A 17,278-nucleotide genomic window follows, 5' to 3' on the forward strand; every position below is an offset into this window, starting at 1 on the left:
AGAAGCTCCGCTTCGCTATCCGTGAAGGTGGCCGCACCGTCGGTGCAGGCATCGTCGCTTCGATCATCGAGTAATGATTTCGACCGGCAGTTATGCTGCCGGTCATTTCTCGGGCTTCAATTAAGACTTGAAGCTGATCCCGCAGGGGATTAGAGAGTCTTTCGAGGCGCTCCGGCGCCGATAGGGGTATAGCTCAGTTGGTAGAGCGACGGTCTCCAAAACCGTAGGTCGCGGGTTCGAACCCTGCTGCCCCTGCCATTTTATAACGGGCGCTCATGGCTTGACTATGGGTGCCCGTTTTCTATATGATAAGTTAGGCGGCAATCTAAGTCGCATGGGAGCGCTACGTGTCCTTTCGGGTGCACAAGGCGCTCTAATCTATTGAATCTATGCATCGTGCTTTCCGAAAATCGATTCTGATTTCTGAGCCGATGTAATGGTTTTTCGATGGTGGCGCTGGCTTCGGTATGGCGACGCAGTCGAAGATGATAATTCCCTGCGGGATTTGTTGGCCGGGTAGGGAAGGATCGCCGCCGCACGATTGGATGGTGCGCCGAGTGATATTCGCAAGGATCGGATTTCCGATAAGCCTGTAAGGTATTCTTTTAACCTTTGGGCTTGTTTTTTTCGGGAATCGATTCTATGTAGCGTCAACAGACACGCGGCGCGTGGGGCTGAATTTTCAGCTTTGCGTGCCGTATACGCGTGACTTCAGGCTTCTGATTCGTTTCGACGAGGTGGGGTGTGGGGTAGCGCCGGATCAATGACAGAGCGGCAGATGGCATCCAAAACGAATCCGATCACCTTTTTTCAGCAGGTTCGCGCCGAAACGGCGAAGGTGACCTGGCCTACACGGCGTGAAACGGTCATCTCCACCATTATGGTGGTGATCATGGCGTTTCTGGCTGCCACGTTCTTTTTTCTTGCCGACCAGCTTATGGCCTATGGCGTAGAATTTATTCTCGGCCTTGGTCGATAAGTTAGGATTGGGGAGTTTTTAGATGACGGCGCGCTGGTACATCGTTCACGCCTATTCCAATTTCGAAAAGAAGGTCGCCGAGGATATCGAGATCAAGGCGAAGCAGAAGGGTCTGTCCGAGCTGATCGAGCAGATCGTTGTGCCGACCGAGAAGATCGTTGAAGTGCGCCGCGGCCGCAAGGTTGATGCGGAGCGCAAGTTCTTCCCTGGTTACGTGCTGGTTCGTGCAACCCTCACGGATGCCGTCTTTTCGCTTATTAAGAATACTCCGAAAGTCACTGGTTTCCTTGGGGATTCCAAGCCGGTTCCGGTTTCCCAGAAGGAAGTCGACCAGATTCTGAGCCAGGTTCAGGATGGTGTCGAGCGTCCGAAGGCTTCGGTATCCTTCGAGATCGGTGAAAACGTTCGCGTTTCCGACGGTCCGTTTGCTTCGTTCAACGGCATCGTTCAGGAAGTTGACGAAGAGCGTGCGCGTCTCAAGGTTGAGGTTTCCATCTTCGGGCGCGCGACGCCTGTAGACTTGGAATACGGTCAGGTCGACAAGCTCTGATCGTCTTGCCCGCAAGGGCATTCATCCCTTCCGAATCTCGGGTGGGGTGAACGTGGTGGAAGGGAAGGCGGCTTAGCCGGTCGTCAATCTCGAACCACCGAACTGCCCGCCAGTGAACTGGCGTCAGTCGAGAGCCGGATCTTCCGGCATTAATCGAGAAAGCCGGATTTCCGGCAAAGTAAAAAAGGCAGAAAGCAATGGCTAAGAAAATTGCAGGCCAGCTCAAGCTCCAGGTAGCGGCAGGTGCGGCCAATCCGTCGCCCCCTATCGGTCCGGCCCTGGGTCAGCGCGGCATCAACATCATGGAATTCTGCAAGGCGTTCAACGCTGCCTCGCAGGAAATGGAAAAGGGTTCGCCGATTCCAGTCGTGATCACCTATTACCAGGACAAGTCTTTCACTTTTGTGATGAAGACCCCTCCGGTGACCTACTTCCTCAAGAAGGCCGCTAACCTCAAGTCCGGTTCGAAGACCCCGGGCAAGGCAAGCGCCGGCACGATCTCCCGCGACAAGGTTCGCACGATCGCTGAAGCGAAGATGAAGGATCTGAACGCCGCTGACGTTGAAGCAGCGATGCGCATGATCGAAGGTTCTGCCCGTTCGATGGGCCTGGAAGTGGTGGGCTGAGACGATGGCGAAGATTTCCAAGCGCATTAACAAGATCCGTGAAGGCGTCGATCGTAACAAGCTGTACGATCTGTCGGCTGCTATTGGCCTCGTCAAGGAACGTGCTATCGCCAAGTTCGATGAAACCATCGAAATCGCGATGAACCTCGGCGTTGACCCGCGTCACGCTGACCAGATGGTTCGCGGCGTTGTCAATCTGCCGAACGGCACCGGCCGTACGGTTCGCGTTGCTGTTTTCGCTCGCGGCGACAAAGCTGAGGAAGCCAAGAAGGCTGGCGCCGATATCGTCGGTGCGGAAGATCTGTTCGAAATCGTCAATGGCGGCAAGATCGATTTCGATCGCTGCATTGCAACCCCGGACATGATGCCGCTCGTCGGTCGTCTCGGTAAGGTTCTTGGGCCCCGCGGCATGATGCCGAACCCGAAGGTTGGCACCGTCACCACCGACGTTACAGCCGCTGTTGCTGCTTCCAAGGGCGGTGCAGTCGAATTCCGCGTCGAGAAGGCTGGTATCATCCATGCCGGTATCGGCAAGGTTTCCTTCGATTCGCAGAAGCTCGAAGAAAATATCAAGGCTTTCGCTGACGCCGTCATCAAGGCAAAGCCGTCGGCTGCGAAGGGCGAATACGTCAAGCGCGTGTCGATTTCCTCGACCATGGGCGTTGGCGTCAAGGTCGATCCGGCAACCGTCAAGGTTGTCGCCTAAGTTATCTGGGCTCCGGTTTTCCGGAGCCTGGCCTTTCCTTTAAGGGGAAGGCGCATCGGTGGCACGCCGGGAATGCGAGAGCAGACCGAAGTGCAAAAATTCCGGATCGAAAGATCCGGATAGCCGGACGAAAGTCCGGTTATCCTGTCCGAGATTGCAGGCGGAGCATCATCTTCGGGTGATTTTCCTTAAACATAAAGCCTGCATGAGACGTGGAATAACCCTGTTTCGCACGAATGTGCATGCAAGGTTTGAACCGTAGTTGCCTTTGGGCGAAGCCTGCTAGCAGGTGGAGCTGAAGGGGACAGGATCCTCAACGTCGGGCTGACTGTGAAGTTCGTCCGGCAAAGGCAACCCGGCAGGGCCATGTGGTCCTGTCAACTGGAGAGAGACAGTGGATAGAGCGGAAAAGCGCGAATTTGTCGCGTGGCTGAACGGCGCTTTCAAAGAGTCCGGTTCGGTCGTCGTGGCCCACTATACCGGTCTCACCGTTGCGCAAATGAGCGATCTTCGCTTGAAGATGCGTGATGCAGGTGGGTCCGTTAAAGTCGCGAAAAACCGCCTTGCCAAAATCGCTCTTCAGGGCACGGAATCGGAAGGTATTGCTGACCTGTTTACGGGTCAGACGGTCGTTGCTTATGCAAACGATCCAATTACCGCTCCGAAAGTAGCCGTCGATTTCGCCAAGGCTAACGACAAGCTCGTTATCCTCGGCGGTGCAATGGGTGCAACGACGCTTAACGCCGATGGCGTCAAGTCGCTTGCTTCGCTCCCATCGCTCGACGAACTGCGCGCGAAGCTGGTTGGAATGATCCAGACCCCGGCTCAGCGTCTTGCAGTACTTACCAGCGCTCCGGCGGGCCAGATCGCCCGCGTTATCGGCGCGCACGCCCGGAAGAACGAGGCGGCTTAAGGCCGTTTCTCGCTGTCAACAGTTCAAACCTTTATAATAGGAAGTACAAAAATGGCTGATCTCGCAAAGATCGTTGAAGACCTTTCGGCCCTGACCGTTCTGGAAGCTGCTGAGCTGTCCAAGCTTCTCGAAGAGAAGTGGGGCGTTTCGGCTGCCGCTCCTGTAGCCGTTGCTGCTGCAGGCGCTGCTCCGGCTGCTGCTGCTGAAGAAAAGACCGAATTCGACGTCGTCCTCGCTGATGGCGGCGCAAACAAGATCAACGTGATCAAGGAAGTTCGCGCGATCACTGGTCTTGGCCTCAAGGAAGCTAAGGACCTTGTTGAAGCTGCTCCTAAGGCAGTTAAGGAAGGCGCTTCGAAGGACGAAGCTGAGAAGATCAAGGCACAGCTCGAAGCTGCTGGCGCCAAGGTCGAACTCAAGTAAGTTCGGACTGTTCTGGCGGATGGTTTCCATCCGCCAGCTTCCGCCGCTTTTTTCGGCGGATCGGATAACTGGAACCCTTTTTCTGAACGCCGGATTGGCTTTCAGAAAACGGGTTTTAGCCCGTTAGAAGGACCGCCGAAAGGCGGCGCATGATAAAGGCCGCAAGGCGTGAGCAAGCCGTAAGGCTATAGAACGAGGAGCGACGATGGCTCAGACCCATTCATTCAATGGTCGCAAGCGCGTACGCAAATTTTTCGGCAAGATCCCAGAGGTCGCCGAGATGCCGAACCTTATCGAGGTTCAAAAGGCATCTTACGACCAGTTCCTTATGGTTGAAGAACCATCCGGTGGGCGTTCTGACGAGGGTTTGCAGGCGGTTTTCAAGTCTGTTTTCCCAATTCAGGATTTCTCCGGCTCTTCAATGCTCGAATTCGTTCGTTACGAATTCGACGCACCAAAATTCGACGTTGACGAATGCCGTCAGCGCGACTTGACGTATTCGGCGCCACTCAAGGTGACGCTGCGTCTTATCGTGTTCGATATTGACGAAGATACTGGCGCGAAGTCGATCAAGGACATCAAGGAGCAAGATGTCTACATGGGCGATATGCCGCTCATGACAGACAACGGCACCTTCATCGTCAACGGCACCGAGCGCGTGATCGTTTCGCAGATGCACCGTTCGCCGGGCGTCTTCTTCGATCACGACAAGGGCAAGACCCATTCTTCGGGCAAGCTCCTGTTCGCGGCTCGCGTCATTCCTTATCGCGGTTCCTGGCTCGACATCGAGTTCGATTCCAAGGACATCGTCTTTGCGCGTATCGACCGCCGCCGCAAGCTGCCGGCGACGACGCTGCTTATGGCGCTTGGCATGGACGGCGAAGACATTCTGTCGACGTTCTACAAGACCGTCACCTATACGCGCGACGGCGACAACTGGCGCATTCCGTATTCGGCTGACCGCTTCAAGGGCATGAAGATCATCTCCGAGCTGGTCGATGCTGATACCGGTGAAGTTGTTCTCGAAGCTGGCAAGAAGCTGACCGCCCGTTCGGCCAAGCAGCTCGCTGAAAAGGGCCTCAAGGCCATCAAGGCGACTGAAGACGACCTGTTCGGTTCTTATCTTGCGGAAGACGTCGTCAATTACGCAACCGGCGAGATCTATCTCGAAGCCGGTGACGAAATCGACGAGAAGGTTCTCAAGACGCTTATCGATACCGGCGAGACGGAAATCAACGTTCTCGATATCGACCATGTCAATATCGGTGCGTATATCCGTAACACGCTGGCTGCCGACAAGAACGAAAGCCGTCAGGAAGCCCTGTTCGACATCTATCGCGTCATGCGTCCGGGCGAACCGCCTACGATGGATTCCGCCGAAGCGATGTTCAATTCGCTGTTCTTCGATGCTGAACGCTATGATCTTTCGGCAGTCGGTCGCGTCAAGATGAACATGCGTCTGGACCTCGATGCGGAAGACACCGTGCGCGTCCTGCGCAAGGAAGACATCCTGGCCGTGGTCAAGATGCTGGTCGAACTGCGCGATGGCCGTGGCGAAATCGACGATATCGACAATCTCGGTAACCGTCGTGTCCGTTCGGTCGGTGAGCTGATGGAAAATCAGTACCGCGTCGGTCTGCTTCGCATGGAGCGCGCGATCAAGGAACGTATGTCCTCGATCGAAATCGACACGGTCATGCCGCAGGATCTGATCAACGCGAAGCCGGCTGCTGCAGCCGTGCGCGAGTTCTTCGGTTCTTCGCAGCTCTCGCAGTTCATGGATCAGACCAACCCGCTTTCGGAAATCACTCACAAGCGCCGTCTTTCGGCTCTTGGACCTGGTGGTCTTACCCGTGAGCGCGCTGGCTTCGAAGTCCGCGACGTGCATCCGACCCATTATGGCCGTATCTGCCCGATTGAAACGCCGGAAGGCCCGAATATCGGTCTGATCAACTCGCTTGCAACCTTTGCCCGCGTCAACAAGTACGGCTTCATCGAAAGCCCGTACCGCAAAGTTGTCGACGGCAAGGTAACGAACGACGTTGTCTATCTGTCGGCCATGGAAGAAGCAAAGCACTCGGTTGCGCAGGCAAACGTAGAGCTGGACGAGCAGGGCGGTTTCGTTGACGAGTTCGTCATCTGCCGTCATGCAGGCGAAGTGATGATGGCTCCGCGTGAAAACGTGGATCTGATGGACGTGTCGCCGAAGCAGCTCGTTTCGGTTGCTGCGGCTCTTATTCCGTTCCTCGAAAACGACGACGCCAACCGCGCTCTCATGGGCTCGAACATGCAGCGTCAGGCTGTGCCGCTCGTTCGCGCAGAAGCGCCGTTCGTCGGTACGGGTATGGAAGCAGTCGTTGCGCGTGACTCGGGTGCCGCTATTGCTGCCCGCCGTGGTGGTGTGGTCGATCAGGTCGACGCGACGCGTATCGTTATCCGTGCGACCGAAGATCTCGATCCGTCCAAGTCGGGCGTCGATATCTACCGCCTGATGAAGTTCCAGCGTTCGAACCAGAACACCTGCATCAATCAGCGTCCGCTCGTGCGCGTTGGCGATCCCATCCAGAAGGGTGACATCATCGCTGACGGTCCGTCGACGGATCTGGGCGATCTGGCTCTCGGCCGTAACGTGCTCGTCGCGTTCATGCCGTGGAACGGCTACAACTACGAAGATTCGATCCTTCTTTCCGAGAAGATCGTTTCGGACGACGTGTTCACCTCGATCCATATCGAGGAATTCGAAGTTGCCGCTCGTGACACCAAGCTTGGACCTGAGGAAATTACCCGCGACATTCCGAACGTTTCGGAAGAAGCGCTGAAGAACCTCGACGAAGCCGGTATCGTGTACATTGGTGCTGAAGTGCATCCTGGCGACATTCTTGTCGGCAAGATCACGCCGAAGGGCGAAAGCCCGATGACGCCGGAAGAAAAGCTTCTGCGCGCCATCTTCGGTGAAAAGGCGTCCGACGTCCGTGACACCTCCATGCGCATGCCGCCCGGAACCTACGGTACGGTTGTGGAAGTTCGCGTTTTCAATCGTCACGGCGTTGAAAAGGACGAGCGCGCCATGGCTATCGAGCGTGAAGAAATCGAGCGTCTGGCCAAGGACCGTGACGACGAGCAGGCTATCCTGGACCGCAACGTCTACGGCCGTCTCGCCGACATGATCGATGGCAAGGTTGCCGCTGCCGGCCCTAAGGGCTTCAAGAAGGGCACGACGATCAGCCGCGAACTCATGACCGAGTATCCGCGTTCGCAATGGTGGCAGTTTGCCAGTGAAGACGAAAAGCTTCAGGGCGAGCTGGAAGCTCTGCGTGGCCAGTACGACGAATCCAAGAAGCTGCTCGAAGCACGCTTCATGGACAAGGTCGAAAAGGTACAGCGCGGCGACGAGATGCCTCCAGGCGTCATGAAGATGGTCAAGGTCTTTGTCGCTGTGAAGCGCAAGATCCAGCCAGGCGACAAGATGGCTGGCCGTCACGGCAACAAGGGTGTGGTTTCCCGCATTCTGCCAGTCGAGGACATGCCGTTCCTCGAAGACGGTACGCATGCTGACATCGTGCTGAACCCGCTTGGCGTTCCGAGCCGTATGAACGTGGGCCAGATTCTGGAAACCCACCTCGGCTGGGCATGCGCAGGCATGGGCAAGAAGATCGGTGAGCTCATCGACGTTTACCGCAAGACGGCCAATATCGAGCCGCTGCGCGAAACGCTGGAGCACATCTATCCGGACAACGACCGCAATGAACCGGTACGGTCTTATGATGACGATTCCGTCCTCATGCTGGCCAACCAGGTGAAGCGCGGCGTGTCGATCGCAACGCCGGTCTTCGACGGTGCCGTCGAAGCCGACATCAATGCGATGCTGACGGATGCCGGTCTTGCGACCTCGGGTCAGTCGACGCTGTATGATGGCCGTACGGGTGAGCCGTTCGACCGTCAGGTGACCATGGGCTACATCTACATGCTGAAGCTCCACCACCTGGTCGACGACAAGATCCACGCCCGTTCGATCGGACCTTACTCGCTCGTTACGCAGCAGCCTCTGGGCGGCAAGGCCCAGTTCGGTGGCCAGCGCTTCGGCGAAATGGAGGTCTGGGCTCTGGAAGCATACGGTGCGGCTTACACGCTGCAGGAAATGCTGACAGTCAAGTCGGACGACGTGGCAGGCCGTACCAAGGTCTACGAAGCGATCGTGCGCGGCGACGACACGTTCGAAGCGGGCATTCCGGAGAGCTTCAACGTTCTCGTCAAGGAAATGCGTTCGCTCGGCCTCAATGTCGAGCTGGACGATACACGCGACGAACAGCAACAGGCTTTGCCTGACGCAGCGGAATAAAGCTCAAGGGCGCGCCACGGTATTGCCGCGGCGCGCCTCTATAATCGTTTTCAGGATACTGCGGGACACGGTTCCGTACCGAAAACGAGAATACGGCAAGCCAGTTCAAAACTGCGTAGTACCGCGATTTCTTTTCAGGATGGCAAGGATTTTCAGCTTGTCATCGACGACACAGGGCGACGGATCGCCCTCAAGGAGAACGGCATGAACCAAGAGGTCATGAATCTTTTCAATCCTCAGGCTCCGGCACAGACGTTCGATTCCATCAGAATCTCGATTGCCAGCCCTGAGAAGATTCTGTCCTGGTCATACGGCGAGATCAAGAAGCCGGAGACGATCAACTACCGCACGTTCAAGCCAGAACGCGATGGTCTCTTCTGCGCGCGCATCTTCGGCCCGATCAAGGACTATGAATGCTTGTGCGGCAAGTACAAGCGCATGAAATACAAAGGCATCATCTGCGAAAAGTGCGGTGTGGAAGTCACGCTCTCGCGCGTTCGTCGCGAGCGTATGGGCCATATCGAACTCGCAGCTCCGGTTGCTCACATCTGGTTCCTGAAGTCGCTGCCGAGCCGTATCGGCACGCTCCTGGACATGACGCTCAAGGATATCGAGCGCGTCCTGTACTTCGAAAACTACATCGTGACCGAACCGGGCCTGACCTCGCTGAAGGAGCATCAGCTTCTTTCGGAAGAGGAATATATGATCGCCGTCGATGAATTCGGCGAAGATCAGTTCACGGCTCTTATCGGTGCAGAAGCTATTTATGAGCTGCTGGCTTCGATGGAACTCGCAAAGATTGCCGCTGATCTGCGCGTTGATCTGGCCGAGACCACTTCGGACCTGAAGCAGAAGAAGCTGATGAAGCGTCTGAAGATCGTCGAAAACTTTCTGGAGTCGGGAAACCGCCCGGAATGGATGATCATGAAGATCGTTCCGGTCATTCCGCCGGATCTGCGTCCGCTCGTGCCGCTGGACGGCGGTCGTTTCGCGACGTCGGATCTGAACGATCTGTACCGCCGCGTCATCAACCGTAACAACCGTCTGAAGCGCCTGATCGAACTGCGTGCACCGGGCATCATCATCCGCAACGAAAAGCGCATGCTGCAGGAAGCTGTGGACGCGCTGTTCGATAACGGCCGTCGTGGCCGCGTCATCACCGGCGCCAACAAGCGTCCGCTGAAGTCGCTGTCCGACATGCTCAAGGGCAAGCAGGGCCGCTTCCGTCAGAACCTGCTCGGCAAGCGTGTCGACTATTCCGGCCGTTCGGTTATCGTTACTGGTCCGGAACTCAAGCTGCACCAGTGCGGCCTGCCGAAGAAGATGGCGCTCGAACTGTTCAAGCCATTCATCTACGCACGTCTTGACGCCAAGGGTTACTCCTCGACCGTGAAGCAGGCGAAGAAGCTGGTTGAAAAGGAACGTCCGGAAGTCTGGGATATCCTCGACGAAGTGATCCGCGAGCATCCGGTTCTTCTGAACCGCGCTCCGACGCTGCACCGTCTTGGCATCCAGGCATTCGAACCCACCCTGATCGAAGGCAAGGCAATCCAGTTGCATCCGCTCGTTTGTACGGCGTTCAACGCCGACTTCGACGGTGACCAGATGGCTGTTCACGTTCCGCTGTCGCTTGAAGCCCAGCTTGAAGCACGCGTGCTGATGATGTCGACCAACAACATCCTGCACCCGGCAAACGGCGCACCGATCATCGTTCCTTCGCAGGACATGGTTCTCGGCCTCTATTATCTGTCCATCGTGGCAGACAAGGAGCCAGGCGAGGGCATGATGTTTGCCGATATGGGCGAGCTTCAGCATGCGCTGGAAACCAAGGTCGTTACGCTGCACACCAAGATCAAGGGCCGTTTCAAGACGGTTGATGCCGAAGGCAATCCTGTGTCGAAGATTTACGACACGACGCCTGGCCGCATGATCACGGGTGAACTGCTGCCGAAGAATGCCATGGTGCCGTTCGACATCTGCAATCAGGAGATGACCAAGAAGAACATCTCCAAGATGATCGACCACGTCTACCGCCATTGCGGTCAGAAAGAGACGGTTATCTTCTGCGATCGCATCATGCAGCTCGGCTTTGCCCATGCCTGCCGTGCGGGTATCTCGTTTGGCAAGGATGACATGGTCATTCCGGACACCAAGGCGAAGATCGTTGCGGACACCGAAGCGCTCACGACCGAATACGAACAGCAGTACAATGACGGCCTGATCACTCAGGGCGAAAAGTACAACAAGGTCGTCGACGCCTGGGGCAAGGCAACCGACAAGATCACCGAAGAGATGATGGCGCGCCTGAAGGCGGTCGAATTCGATCCGGTGACCGGTCGCCAGAAGCAGATGAACTCGGTCTACATGATGTCGCATTCGGGTGCCCGTGGTTCGGTCAACCAGATGCGTCAGCTTGGCGGTATGCGCGGCCTGATGGCCAAGCCGTCGGGTGAAATCATCGAAACCCCGATCATCTCGAACTTCAAGGAAGGCCTGACCGTTAACGAGTACTTCAACTCGACCCACGGTGCCCGTAAGGGTCTGGCAGACACCGCCTTGAAGACTGCCAACTCGGGCTACCTGACCCGTCGTCTCGTTGACGTTGCACAGGATGCGATCATTTCGGAAGTCGATTGCGGCGCCGAAATCGGTCTCACCATGCAGCCAATCGTCGATGCCGGCCAGATCGTGGCTTCGATCGGTCAGCGCGTTCTGGGCCGTACGGCTCTCGATCCGATCCTGCATCCGGCAACCGGCGAAGTCATCGTCGAAGCTGGCCGCATGATCGAGGAAAAGGACGTCGAGATCATCGAGAAGGCTGGTATCCAGTCGATCCGCATCCGTTCGGCATTGACTTGCGAAACCCGCAACGGCGTTTGCGCCAAGTGCTACGGTCGCGACCTCGCACGCGGTACTCCGGTCAACCAGGGTGAAGCTGTCGGCGTTATCGCCGCTCAGTCCATCGGTGAGCCGGGCACTCAGCTCACCATGCGTACCTTCCACTTGGGCGGCACTGCACAGGTTGTGGACTCGTCCTACCTCGAAGCTTCGTATGAAGGTACCGTCAAGCTGCGCAACCGCAATGTGGTTCGCAACTCCGATGGCAACCTCGTGGTCATGGGCCGTAACATGGCTGTGCTGATCCTCGACAATACGGGCAAGGAACGTGCGGTCCATCGCGTGACCTATGGTTCGCGTCTGTTTGTGGACGAGGGCGACACGGTCAAGCGCGGTCAGCGTATTGCCGAGTGGGATCCGTACACCCGTCCGATCATGACGGAAGTGGAAGGCTACGTGGCGTTCGAAGATCTCGTCGACGGTCTTTCGGTTTCGGAATCGGCCGACGAGTCGACCGGTATCACCAAGCGTGTCGTTATCGACTGGCGTTCGACCCCGCGCGGTTCGGATCTCAAGCCTGCCATGATCATCAAGGACAAGGCCGGCAAGATCCTCAAGCTGTCCAAGGGTGGTGACGCTCGCTTCATGCTCTCGGTGGAAACGATCCTCTCGGTCGAACCGGGCGCACACGTGAAGGCTGGTGACGTTATCGCCCGTCTGCCGATGGAAAGCGCGAAGACCAAGGACATCACCGGTGGTCTGCCGCGCGTTGCGGAACTGTTCGAAGCACGTCGTCCGAAGGATCATGCCGTCATCGCCGAGATCGATGGTACCGTTCGTTTCGGTCGCGACTACAAGAACAAGCGTCGCATCATCATCGAGCCGAACGACGACACGATTGAGCCGGTCGAGTACCTCATTCCGAAGGGCAAGCCGTTCCATCTTCAGGACGGTGACGTCATCGAAAAGGGTGAGTACATCCTCGACGGCAACCCGGCGCCGCATGACATTCTGGCGATCAAGGGCGTCGAGGCTCTGGCTTCGTACCTCGTGAACGAAATCCAGGAAGTCTATCGTTTGCAGGGCGTTTTGATCAACGACAAGCACATCGAAGTGATTGTCCGTCAGATGCTTCAGAAGGTCGAGATCACCGAATCCGGCGATACCGGTTACATCACCGGCGATCACGTGGATCGTATCGAGCTCGACGAGATCAACGAACGTCTGGTCGAAGAAGGCAAGAAGCCGGGTTACGGCAATCCTGTCCTGCTCGGCATCACCAAGGCTTCGTTGCAGACGCCGTCCTTCATCTCGGCTGCATCGTTCCAGGAAACGACCCGCGTTCTTACGGAAGCTGCGGTTGCCGGCAAGATGGACACGTTGCAGGGTCTCAAGGAAAACGTCATCGTCGGCCGTCTCATCCCGGCCGGTACTGGCGGCATGACCAACCAGATCCGTCGTATTGCAACAGCTCGCGACGAACTGATCATAGATGAACGCCGCAAGTCTTCCGGTTCCAAGGAAGCCAATGCGATGCTGGTGGACATGACCAACAACGCTGCTGAGTAATTGGTATTATAAAAGTGAAAAAGGCCGCCTTTCAGGGCGGCCTTTTTGTTTGGGTGATTTCGGCGGCGAGCCGGATATGTAGCAAAAGAAAAAGGCGCATCCCGTTTTCAGGATGCGCCTTTTGTTTTGAATATTTCCCGCAGAACTGCTTCGCAGTTTTGTTGAAAATGCTTTTGCTAGAGCGGTTCCGGTTTAAATGGAATCGTCGGAACCGCTCTATCTATTTGTTTTCACGCATTATCCGACGCAAAACCGCTTCGCACTTTTGCTGGAAATGCTCTAAGCCTTACCCTTCTTCTTCGTCGTCGCCATCGAACTCGATCAGCGCGACTTCGCCGCTCAGTGCGGTAGCCCATGCACTCTTATGCGGTTCTTCGGCAGGCTCTTCGGTGAGGGTGCCCATCTCGAGAAGTTCTGCTTCGTGATAGCCTTCTTCGGCGAGAATGGCGAGTACGGTCTGAACGAGATCTTCATCTTCGTCCGTCTTCATAAGCAAATGCACTTCGACTGGAGATTCTTCACCTTCGTTCCAGACGTCTGCGATGATCAGGTGGACGGTTGGCGAATCGTCGCCAGTGGATGTGGTAGTGGAAGACATTGAAAATCCCTTAATATTGGGTTGCGTTTCGACTCGGATGTGTTTCAATAACGGCTCCGGGGCGCCAAAGCCATGCTGCCACGTGAAAATGACGGTTCTGATCGCGAAATATGTGCGATTATGCGCCGATTGCAGCGCAATAACCTGCCCGGCGAAGGGCAAAACGCCGGTTTCCGGCCCGTTGCCGAAGAAACTTGGCTCACCTCCCTTGACGTAACGCTGCTAAAGACGTATCAGCAGCTCATCTGAGCCGATGTGAGACAGGCTTGTTCGGGACGACGCGTCCTGAAGTTCGTCTCAAACAGGGTTCGTTTTACGATCGAAATGCAACTTGCCGTTCGCATGAAGCGTCAGCTTCCTCTGCTTTTGTTCGGGGTAGTCACCGGTTGTCGTGACTTGTCCCGAATTCGTGCATCAGCATGGCGGTGAAACGGCCCGTAAGGGCGTGGATACGAGATTTTTTATAGAGGAAGGTTGTATGCCAACCGTAAACCAGCTTATCCGCAAGCCGCGCACTGCGCCGGTAAAGCGCAATAAGGTTCCTGCACTGCAGGCAAACCCTCAGAAGCGCGGCGTTTGCACCCGCGTTTACACGACGACCCCGAAGAAGCCGAACTCGGCTCTTCGTAAGGTTGCCAAGGTTCGTCTGACGAACGGCTTCGAAGTTATCGGTTATATCCCTGGTGAGGGGCATAACCTGCAGGAGCACTCGGTCGTCATGATCCGCGGCGGTCGCGTAAAGGACTTGCCAGGTGTGCGTTACCACATCATCCGCGGTGTTCTAGATACCCAGGGTGTCAAGAACCGCAAGCAGCGCCGTTCGAAGTACGGTGCAAAGCGTCCGAAGTAAGATTTTCCGGGGATACCGGTCGCCACAAGGCGAGCTGAGCCCGATGTAATTGAAAGAAGAGACGAAATGTCCAGACGCCATAAGGCTGAGAAGCGTGAGATCAATCCGGATCCGAAGTTCGGCGATCTCGTTATCACGAAGTTCATGAATGCAGTCATGCTTCATGGCAAGAAGTCGGTTGCTGAAAGCATCGTTTACGGTGCGCTCGATTCAATCGAAGCCAAGGCAAAGTCCGAGCCGGTCGCGCTGTTCCATCAGGCGCTCGACAACGTAGCTCCGCACGTCGAAGTCCGTTCGCGCCGCGTTGGTGGTGCAACCTATCAGGTTCCGGTCGATGTGCGTCCAGAACGCCGCCAGGCACTTGCCATTCGCTGGCTCATCAATGCTGCTCGTGGTCGTAACGAGACGACGATGATCGATCGTCTTTCCGGCGAGCTGCTTGACGCTGCTAACAACCGTGGTTCTGCTGTGAAGAAGCGTGAAGACACGCACCGCATGGCTGAAGCCAACCGCGCCTTCTCGCATTACCGCTGGTAATCGTCGAAACCTATTCAAAGAGCGACTATCATGGCCCGCGAATACAAAATCGAAGACTACCGCAATTTCGGTATCATGGCTCACATCGACGCCGGTAAGACGACGATGACCGAGCGTATTCTGTTCTACACCGGTAAGAACCACAAGATCGGCGAGACCCACGACGGTGCGTCGACCATGGACTGGATGGAGCAGGAACAGGAACGCGGTATCACCATCACGTCCGCTGCCACGACCACGTTCTGGCAGGGTCAGGATGGCAAGAAGCGCCGTTTCAACATCATCGACACGCCGGGCCACGTCGACTTCACCATTGAAGTTGAGCGTTCGCTCCGCGTTCTCGACGGCGCGATTGCACTGCTCGACGCCAATGCTGGCGTTGAGCCTCAGACTGAAACCGTATGGCGTCAGGCTGAAAAGTACCACGTCCCGCGTATGGTCTTCGTCAACAAGATGGACAAGATCGGTGCCGATTTCTACCGTTGCGTAGAAATGGTCGGCTCGCGTCTTGGCGCGATTGCACTTCCGGTTCAGTTGCCGATCGGCGCTGAAAACGAGTTCGAAGGCGTCATTGATCTGATCGAGATGAAGGCTTACACCTGGGATGGCACGATCGGCGCAGCGGCGACGGTTGGTGAAATTCCAGAGCACCTCAAGGATCAGGCTGAAGAGTACCGTGAAAAGCTCATCGAGCTGGCCGTGGAAATCGACGAAGCTGCGATGGAAGCTTATCTCGAAGGCACGATGCCTACGAATGAACAGCTCCGCGCATTGATCCGTAAGGGCACCATCGACGTTAAGTTCCACCCGATCCTTTGCGGTACGGCGTTCAAGAACCGTGGCATTCAGCCGCTGCTCGATGCAGTTGTTGAGTTCCTGCCGGCTCCGACCGACGTTCCTGCCATCAAGGGCATTGACGTTAAGACGGAAACCGAAACCACCCGTGAATCTTCGGATGAAGCACCGCTTTCGATGCTCGCATTCAAGATCATGAATGACCCGTTCGTTGGTTCGCTGACCTTCGCTCGTATCTATTCGGGCAAGCTGACCAAGGGCATTTCGCTCGAAAACACCGTCAAGGGCAAGCGTGAGCGCATCGGCCGTATGCTGCAGATGCACTCGAACAGCCGTGAGGACATCGAAGAAGCCTTTGCAGGTGACATCGTTGCTCTGGCTGGCCTCAAGGAAACCACCACTGGCGATACGCTCTGCGATCCGCTGAAGCCGGTTATCCTTGAACGCATGGAATTCCCAGATCCGGTTATCGAAATCGCTATCGAGCCGAAGACCAAGGCCGATCAGGAAAAGATGGGCATCGCGCTCAATCGTCTGGCTGCCGAAGATCCTTCGTTCCGCGTCAAGTCGGACGAAGAATCCGGTCAGACCATCATCGCCGGCATGGGCGAACTTCACCTGGACATTCTCGTCGATCGCATGAAGCGCGAATTCAAGGTTGAAGCCAACATCGGTGCTCCGCAGGTTGCTTACCGTGAATCGATCACCCGTAAGGCTGAAATCGATTACACCCACAAGAAGCAGTCGGGTGGTTCGGGTCAGTTCGCTCGCGTGAAGATCATCTTCGAACCGCATGACGGCGACGATTTCATCTTCGAATCGAAGATCGTCGGCGGCTCGGTGCCGAAGGAATACATTCCGGGTGTCCAAAAGGGTATCGAAAGCGTCATGGGTGCAGGCCCGCTGGCTGGCTTCCCGATGCTCGGCGTTAAGGCCACTCTGATCGACGGCGCATATCATGACGTTGACTCGTCTGTTCTCGCCTTCGAAATCGCGTCCCGTGCAGCGTTCCGTGAAGGTGCGCAGAAGGCTGGCGCTCAGCTCCTCGAGCCGATCATGAAGGTCGAGGTTGTTACGCCGGAAGATTACGTTGGTGACGTTATCGGCGATCTGAACTCGCGTCGCGGTCAGATTTCCGGCACCGAAGCCCGCGGCATCGCCACGGTCGTCAACGCAAACGTTCCGCTCGCCAACATGTTTGGCTACGTGAACTCGCTGCGTTCGATGTCCCAGGGCCGTGCACAGTACACGATGCAGTTCGACCATTATGAGCCGGTTCCGACGGCGGTCGCACAGGAAATCCAGAAGAAGTTTGCGTGATCTAAGGGTCACGCTCCCAATCAAAAGAATGCCTGAGCAGGCTAAATTTACGGAGAGCTCAAATGGCAAAGAGTAAGTTTGAACGTACGAAGCCCCACGTTAACATCGGCACGATTGGTCACGTTGACCATGGCAAGACGTCGCTGACTGCAGCGATTACGAAGTTTTTCGGCGAGTTCAAGGCGTATGACCAGATCGACGCCGCTCCTGAAGAGCGCGCCCGTGGCATCACGAT

General features: G+C 56.3%; 15 protein-coding genes and 1 tRNA gene. 15 read left to right on the plus strand and 1 reads right to left on the minus strand.

What is annotated here, in order from left to right; genetic code table 11:
- The 10 genes from FIB18_RS23880 to rpoC all read left to right on the plus strand — a co-directional run.
- Positions 1–74: EF-Tu C-terminal domain-related protein (locus FIB18_RS23880; RefSeq protein WP_140021467.1), on the plus strand; the 74-nt coding region annotated here is incomplete at its 5' end.
- A gap of 108 nt (positions 75–182) precedes the next feature.
- Positions 183–258, plus strand: a tRNA-Trp gene (locus FIB18_RS23885).
- Between the two features lie 520 nt (positions 259–778).
- Complete coding sequence (gene secE, locus FIB18_RS23890) at positions 779–979, plus strand: preprotein translocase subunit SecE (RefSeq protein WP_140023354.1); 201 nt, start codon at positions 779–781, stop codon at positions 977–979.
- Positions 980–1,001: 22 nt separating this feature from the next.
- Positions 1,002–1,529 (plus strand): transcription termination/antitermination protein NusG, encoded by a 528-nt coding sequence (nusG, locus tag FIB18_RS23895; protein ID WP_140023356.1) that lies wholly within the window; start codon positions 1,002–1,004, stop codon positions 1,527–1,529.
- A gap of 197 nt (positions 1,530–1,726) precedes the next feature.
- Positions 1,727–2,155, plus strand: coding sequence for a 50S ribosomal protein L11 (gene rplK / locus FIB18_RS23900; RefSeq protein ID WP_119042067.1), 429 nt, complete (start codon positions 1,727–1,729; stop codon positions 2,153–2,155).
- Positions 2,156–2,159: 4 nt separating this feature from the next.
- Positions 2,160–2,861: a 50S ribosomal protein L1 gene (rplA, locus tag FIB18_RS23905; RefSeq protein WP_140023358.1), complete on the plus strand. Its 702-nt coding sequence runs from the start codon at positions 2,160–2,162 to the stop codon at positions 2,859–2,861.
- 394 nt (positions 2,862–3,255) lie between these two features.
- Positions 3,256–3,774, plus strand: coding sequence for a 50S ribosomal protein L10 (gene rplJ, locus FIB18_RS23910; RefSeq protein WP_140023360.1), 519 nt, complete (start codon positions 3,256–3,258; stop codon positions 3,772–3,774).
- 51 nt (positions 3,775–3,825) lie between these two features.
- Positions 3,826–4,197 carry a 50S ribosomal protein L7/L12 gene (gene rplL, locus FIB18_RS23915; RefSeq protein WP_140023361.1) on the plus strand — a complete coding sequence of 124 codons (372 nt, stop codon included), beginning with the start codon at positions 3,826–3,828 and terminating at the stop codon, positions 4,195–4,197.
- Between the two features lie 205 nt (positions 4,198–4,402).
- Positions 4,403–8,536 (plus strand): DNA-directed RNA polymerase subunit beta, encoded by a 4,134-nt coding sequence (gene rpoB / locus FIB18_RS23920; protein WP_140023363.1) that lies wholly within the window; start codon positions 4,403–4,405, stop codon positions 8,534–8,536.
- A gap of 204 nt (positions 8,537–8,740) precedes the next feature.
- Entirely contained in the window at positions 8,741–12,943 is a 4,203-nt protein-coding gene (rpoC, locus tag FIB18_RS23925; RefSeq protein ID WP_140023365.1) for a DNA-directed RNA polymerase subunit beta', read from the plus strand.
- A 286-nt stretch (positions 12,944–13,229) separates the two neighbouring features.
- On the opposite strand, the gene FIB18_RS23930 is transcribed toward rpoC, so the two are convergent.
- A complete protein-coding gene (locus tag FIB18_RS23930) occupies positions 13,230–13,541 on the minus strand; it encodes a hypothetical protein (RefSeq protein ID WP_140023367.1) in 312 nt (103 codons plus the stop codon).
- A 72-nt stretch (positions 13,542–13,613) separates the two neighbouring features.
- On the opposite strand from FIB18_RS23930, the gene FIB18_RS24900 reads away from it, so the two are divergent.
- The 5 genes from FIB18_RS24900 to FIB18_RS23955 form a co-directional block, all read left to right on the plus strand.
- Positions 13,614–13,790 (plus strand): hypothetical protein, encoded by a 177-nt coding sequence (locus FIB18_RS24900; RefSeq protein ID WP_158295745.1) that lies wholly within the window; start codon positions 13,614–13,616, stop codon positions 13,788–13,790.
- A gap of 229 nt (positions 13,791–14,019) precedes the next feature.
- The gene (rpsL, locus tag FIB18_RS23940; protein ID WP_002964366.1) at positions 14,020–14,391 is read left to right on the plus strand and encodes a 30S ribosomal protein S12; all 372 of its coding nucleotides are present in this window, start codon (positions 14,020–14,022) and stop codon (positions 14,389–14,391) included.
- A 66-nt stretch (positions 14,392–14,457) separates the two neighbouring features.
- Positions 14,458–14,928, plus strand: coding sequence for a 30S ribosomal protein S7 (rpsG, locus tag FIB18_RS23945; protein ID WP_105542090.1), 471 nt, complete (start codon positions 14,458–14,460; stop codon positions 14,926–14,928).
- A gap of 30 nt (positions 14,929–14,958) precedes the next feature.
- A complete protein-coding gene (gene fusA / locus FIB18_RS23950; RefSeq protein WP_140023371.1) occupies positions 14,959–17,043 on the plus strand; it encodes an elongation factor G in 2,085 nt (694 codons plus the stop codon).
- Positions 17,044–17,105: 62 nt separating this feature from the next.
- Positions 17,106–17,278: GTP-binding protein (locus tag FIB18_RS23955; protein ID WP_235894968.1), on the plus strand; the 173-nt coding region annotated here is incomplete at its 3' end.

Origin of the sequence: Brucella pecoris (genome assembly GCF_006376675.1) — a bacterium.
Classification (GTDB): domain Bacteria; phylum Pseudomonadota; class Alphaproteobacteria; order Rhizobiales; family Rhizobiaceae; genus Brucella; species Brucella pecoris.

Coding starts and splice junctions, on each gene's coding strand:
- rplK (WP_119042067.1), top strand. CDS start 1,727: ATGGCTAAGAAAATTGCAGGCCAGCTCAAGCTCCAGGTAGCGGCAGGT.
- FIB18_RS24900 (WP_158295745.1), top strand. CDS start 13,614: ATGCTGCCACGTGAAAATGACGGTTCTGATCGCGAAATATGTGCGATT.
- rplA (WP_140023358.1), top strand. CDS start 2,160: ATGGCGAAGATTTCCAAGCGCATTAACAAGATCCGTGAAGGCGTCGAT.
- FIB18_RS23930 (WP_140023367.1), bottom strand. CDS start 13,541: ATGTCTTCCACTACCACATCCACTGGCGACGATTCGCCAACCGTCCAC.
- rpsG (WP_105542090.1), top strand. CDS start 14,458: ATGTCCAGACGCCATAAGGCTGAGAAGCGTGAGATCAATCCGGATCCG.
- nusG (WP_140023356.1), top strand. CDS start 1,002: ATGACGGCGCGCTGGTACATCGTTCACGCCTATTCCAATTTCGAAAAG.
- rplL (WP_140023361.1), top strand. CDS start 3,826: ATGGCTGATCTCGCAAAGATCGTTGAAGACCTTTCGGCCCTGACCGTT.
- secE (WP_140023354.1), top strand. CDS start 779: ATGGCATCCAAAACGAATCCGATCACCTTTTTTCAGCAGGTTCGCGCC.
- rpsL (WP_002964366.1), top strand. CDS start 14,020: ATGCCAACCGTAAACCAGCTTATCCGCAAGCCGCGCACTGCGCCGGTA.
- rpoB (WP_140023363.1), top strand. CDS start 4,403: ATGGCTCAGACCCATTCATTCAATGGTCGCAAGCGCGTACGCAAATTT.
- rpoC (WP_140023365.1), top strand. CDS start 8,741: ATGAACCAAGAGGTCATGAATCTTTTCAATCCTCAGGCTCCGGCACAG.
- fusA (WP_140023371.1), top strand. CDS start 14,959: ATGGCCCGCGAATACAAAATCGAAGACTACCGCAATTTCGGTATCATG.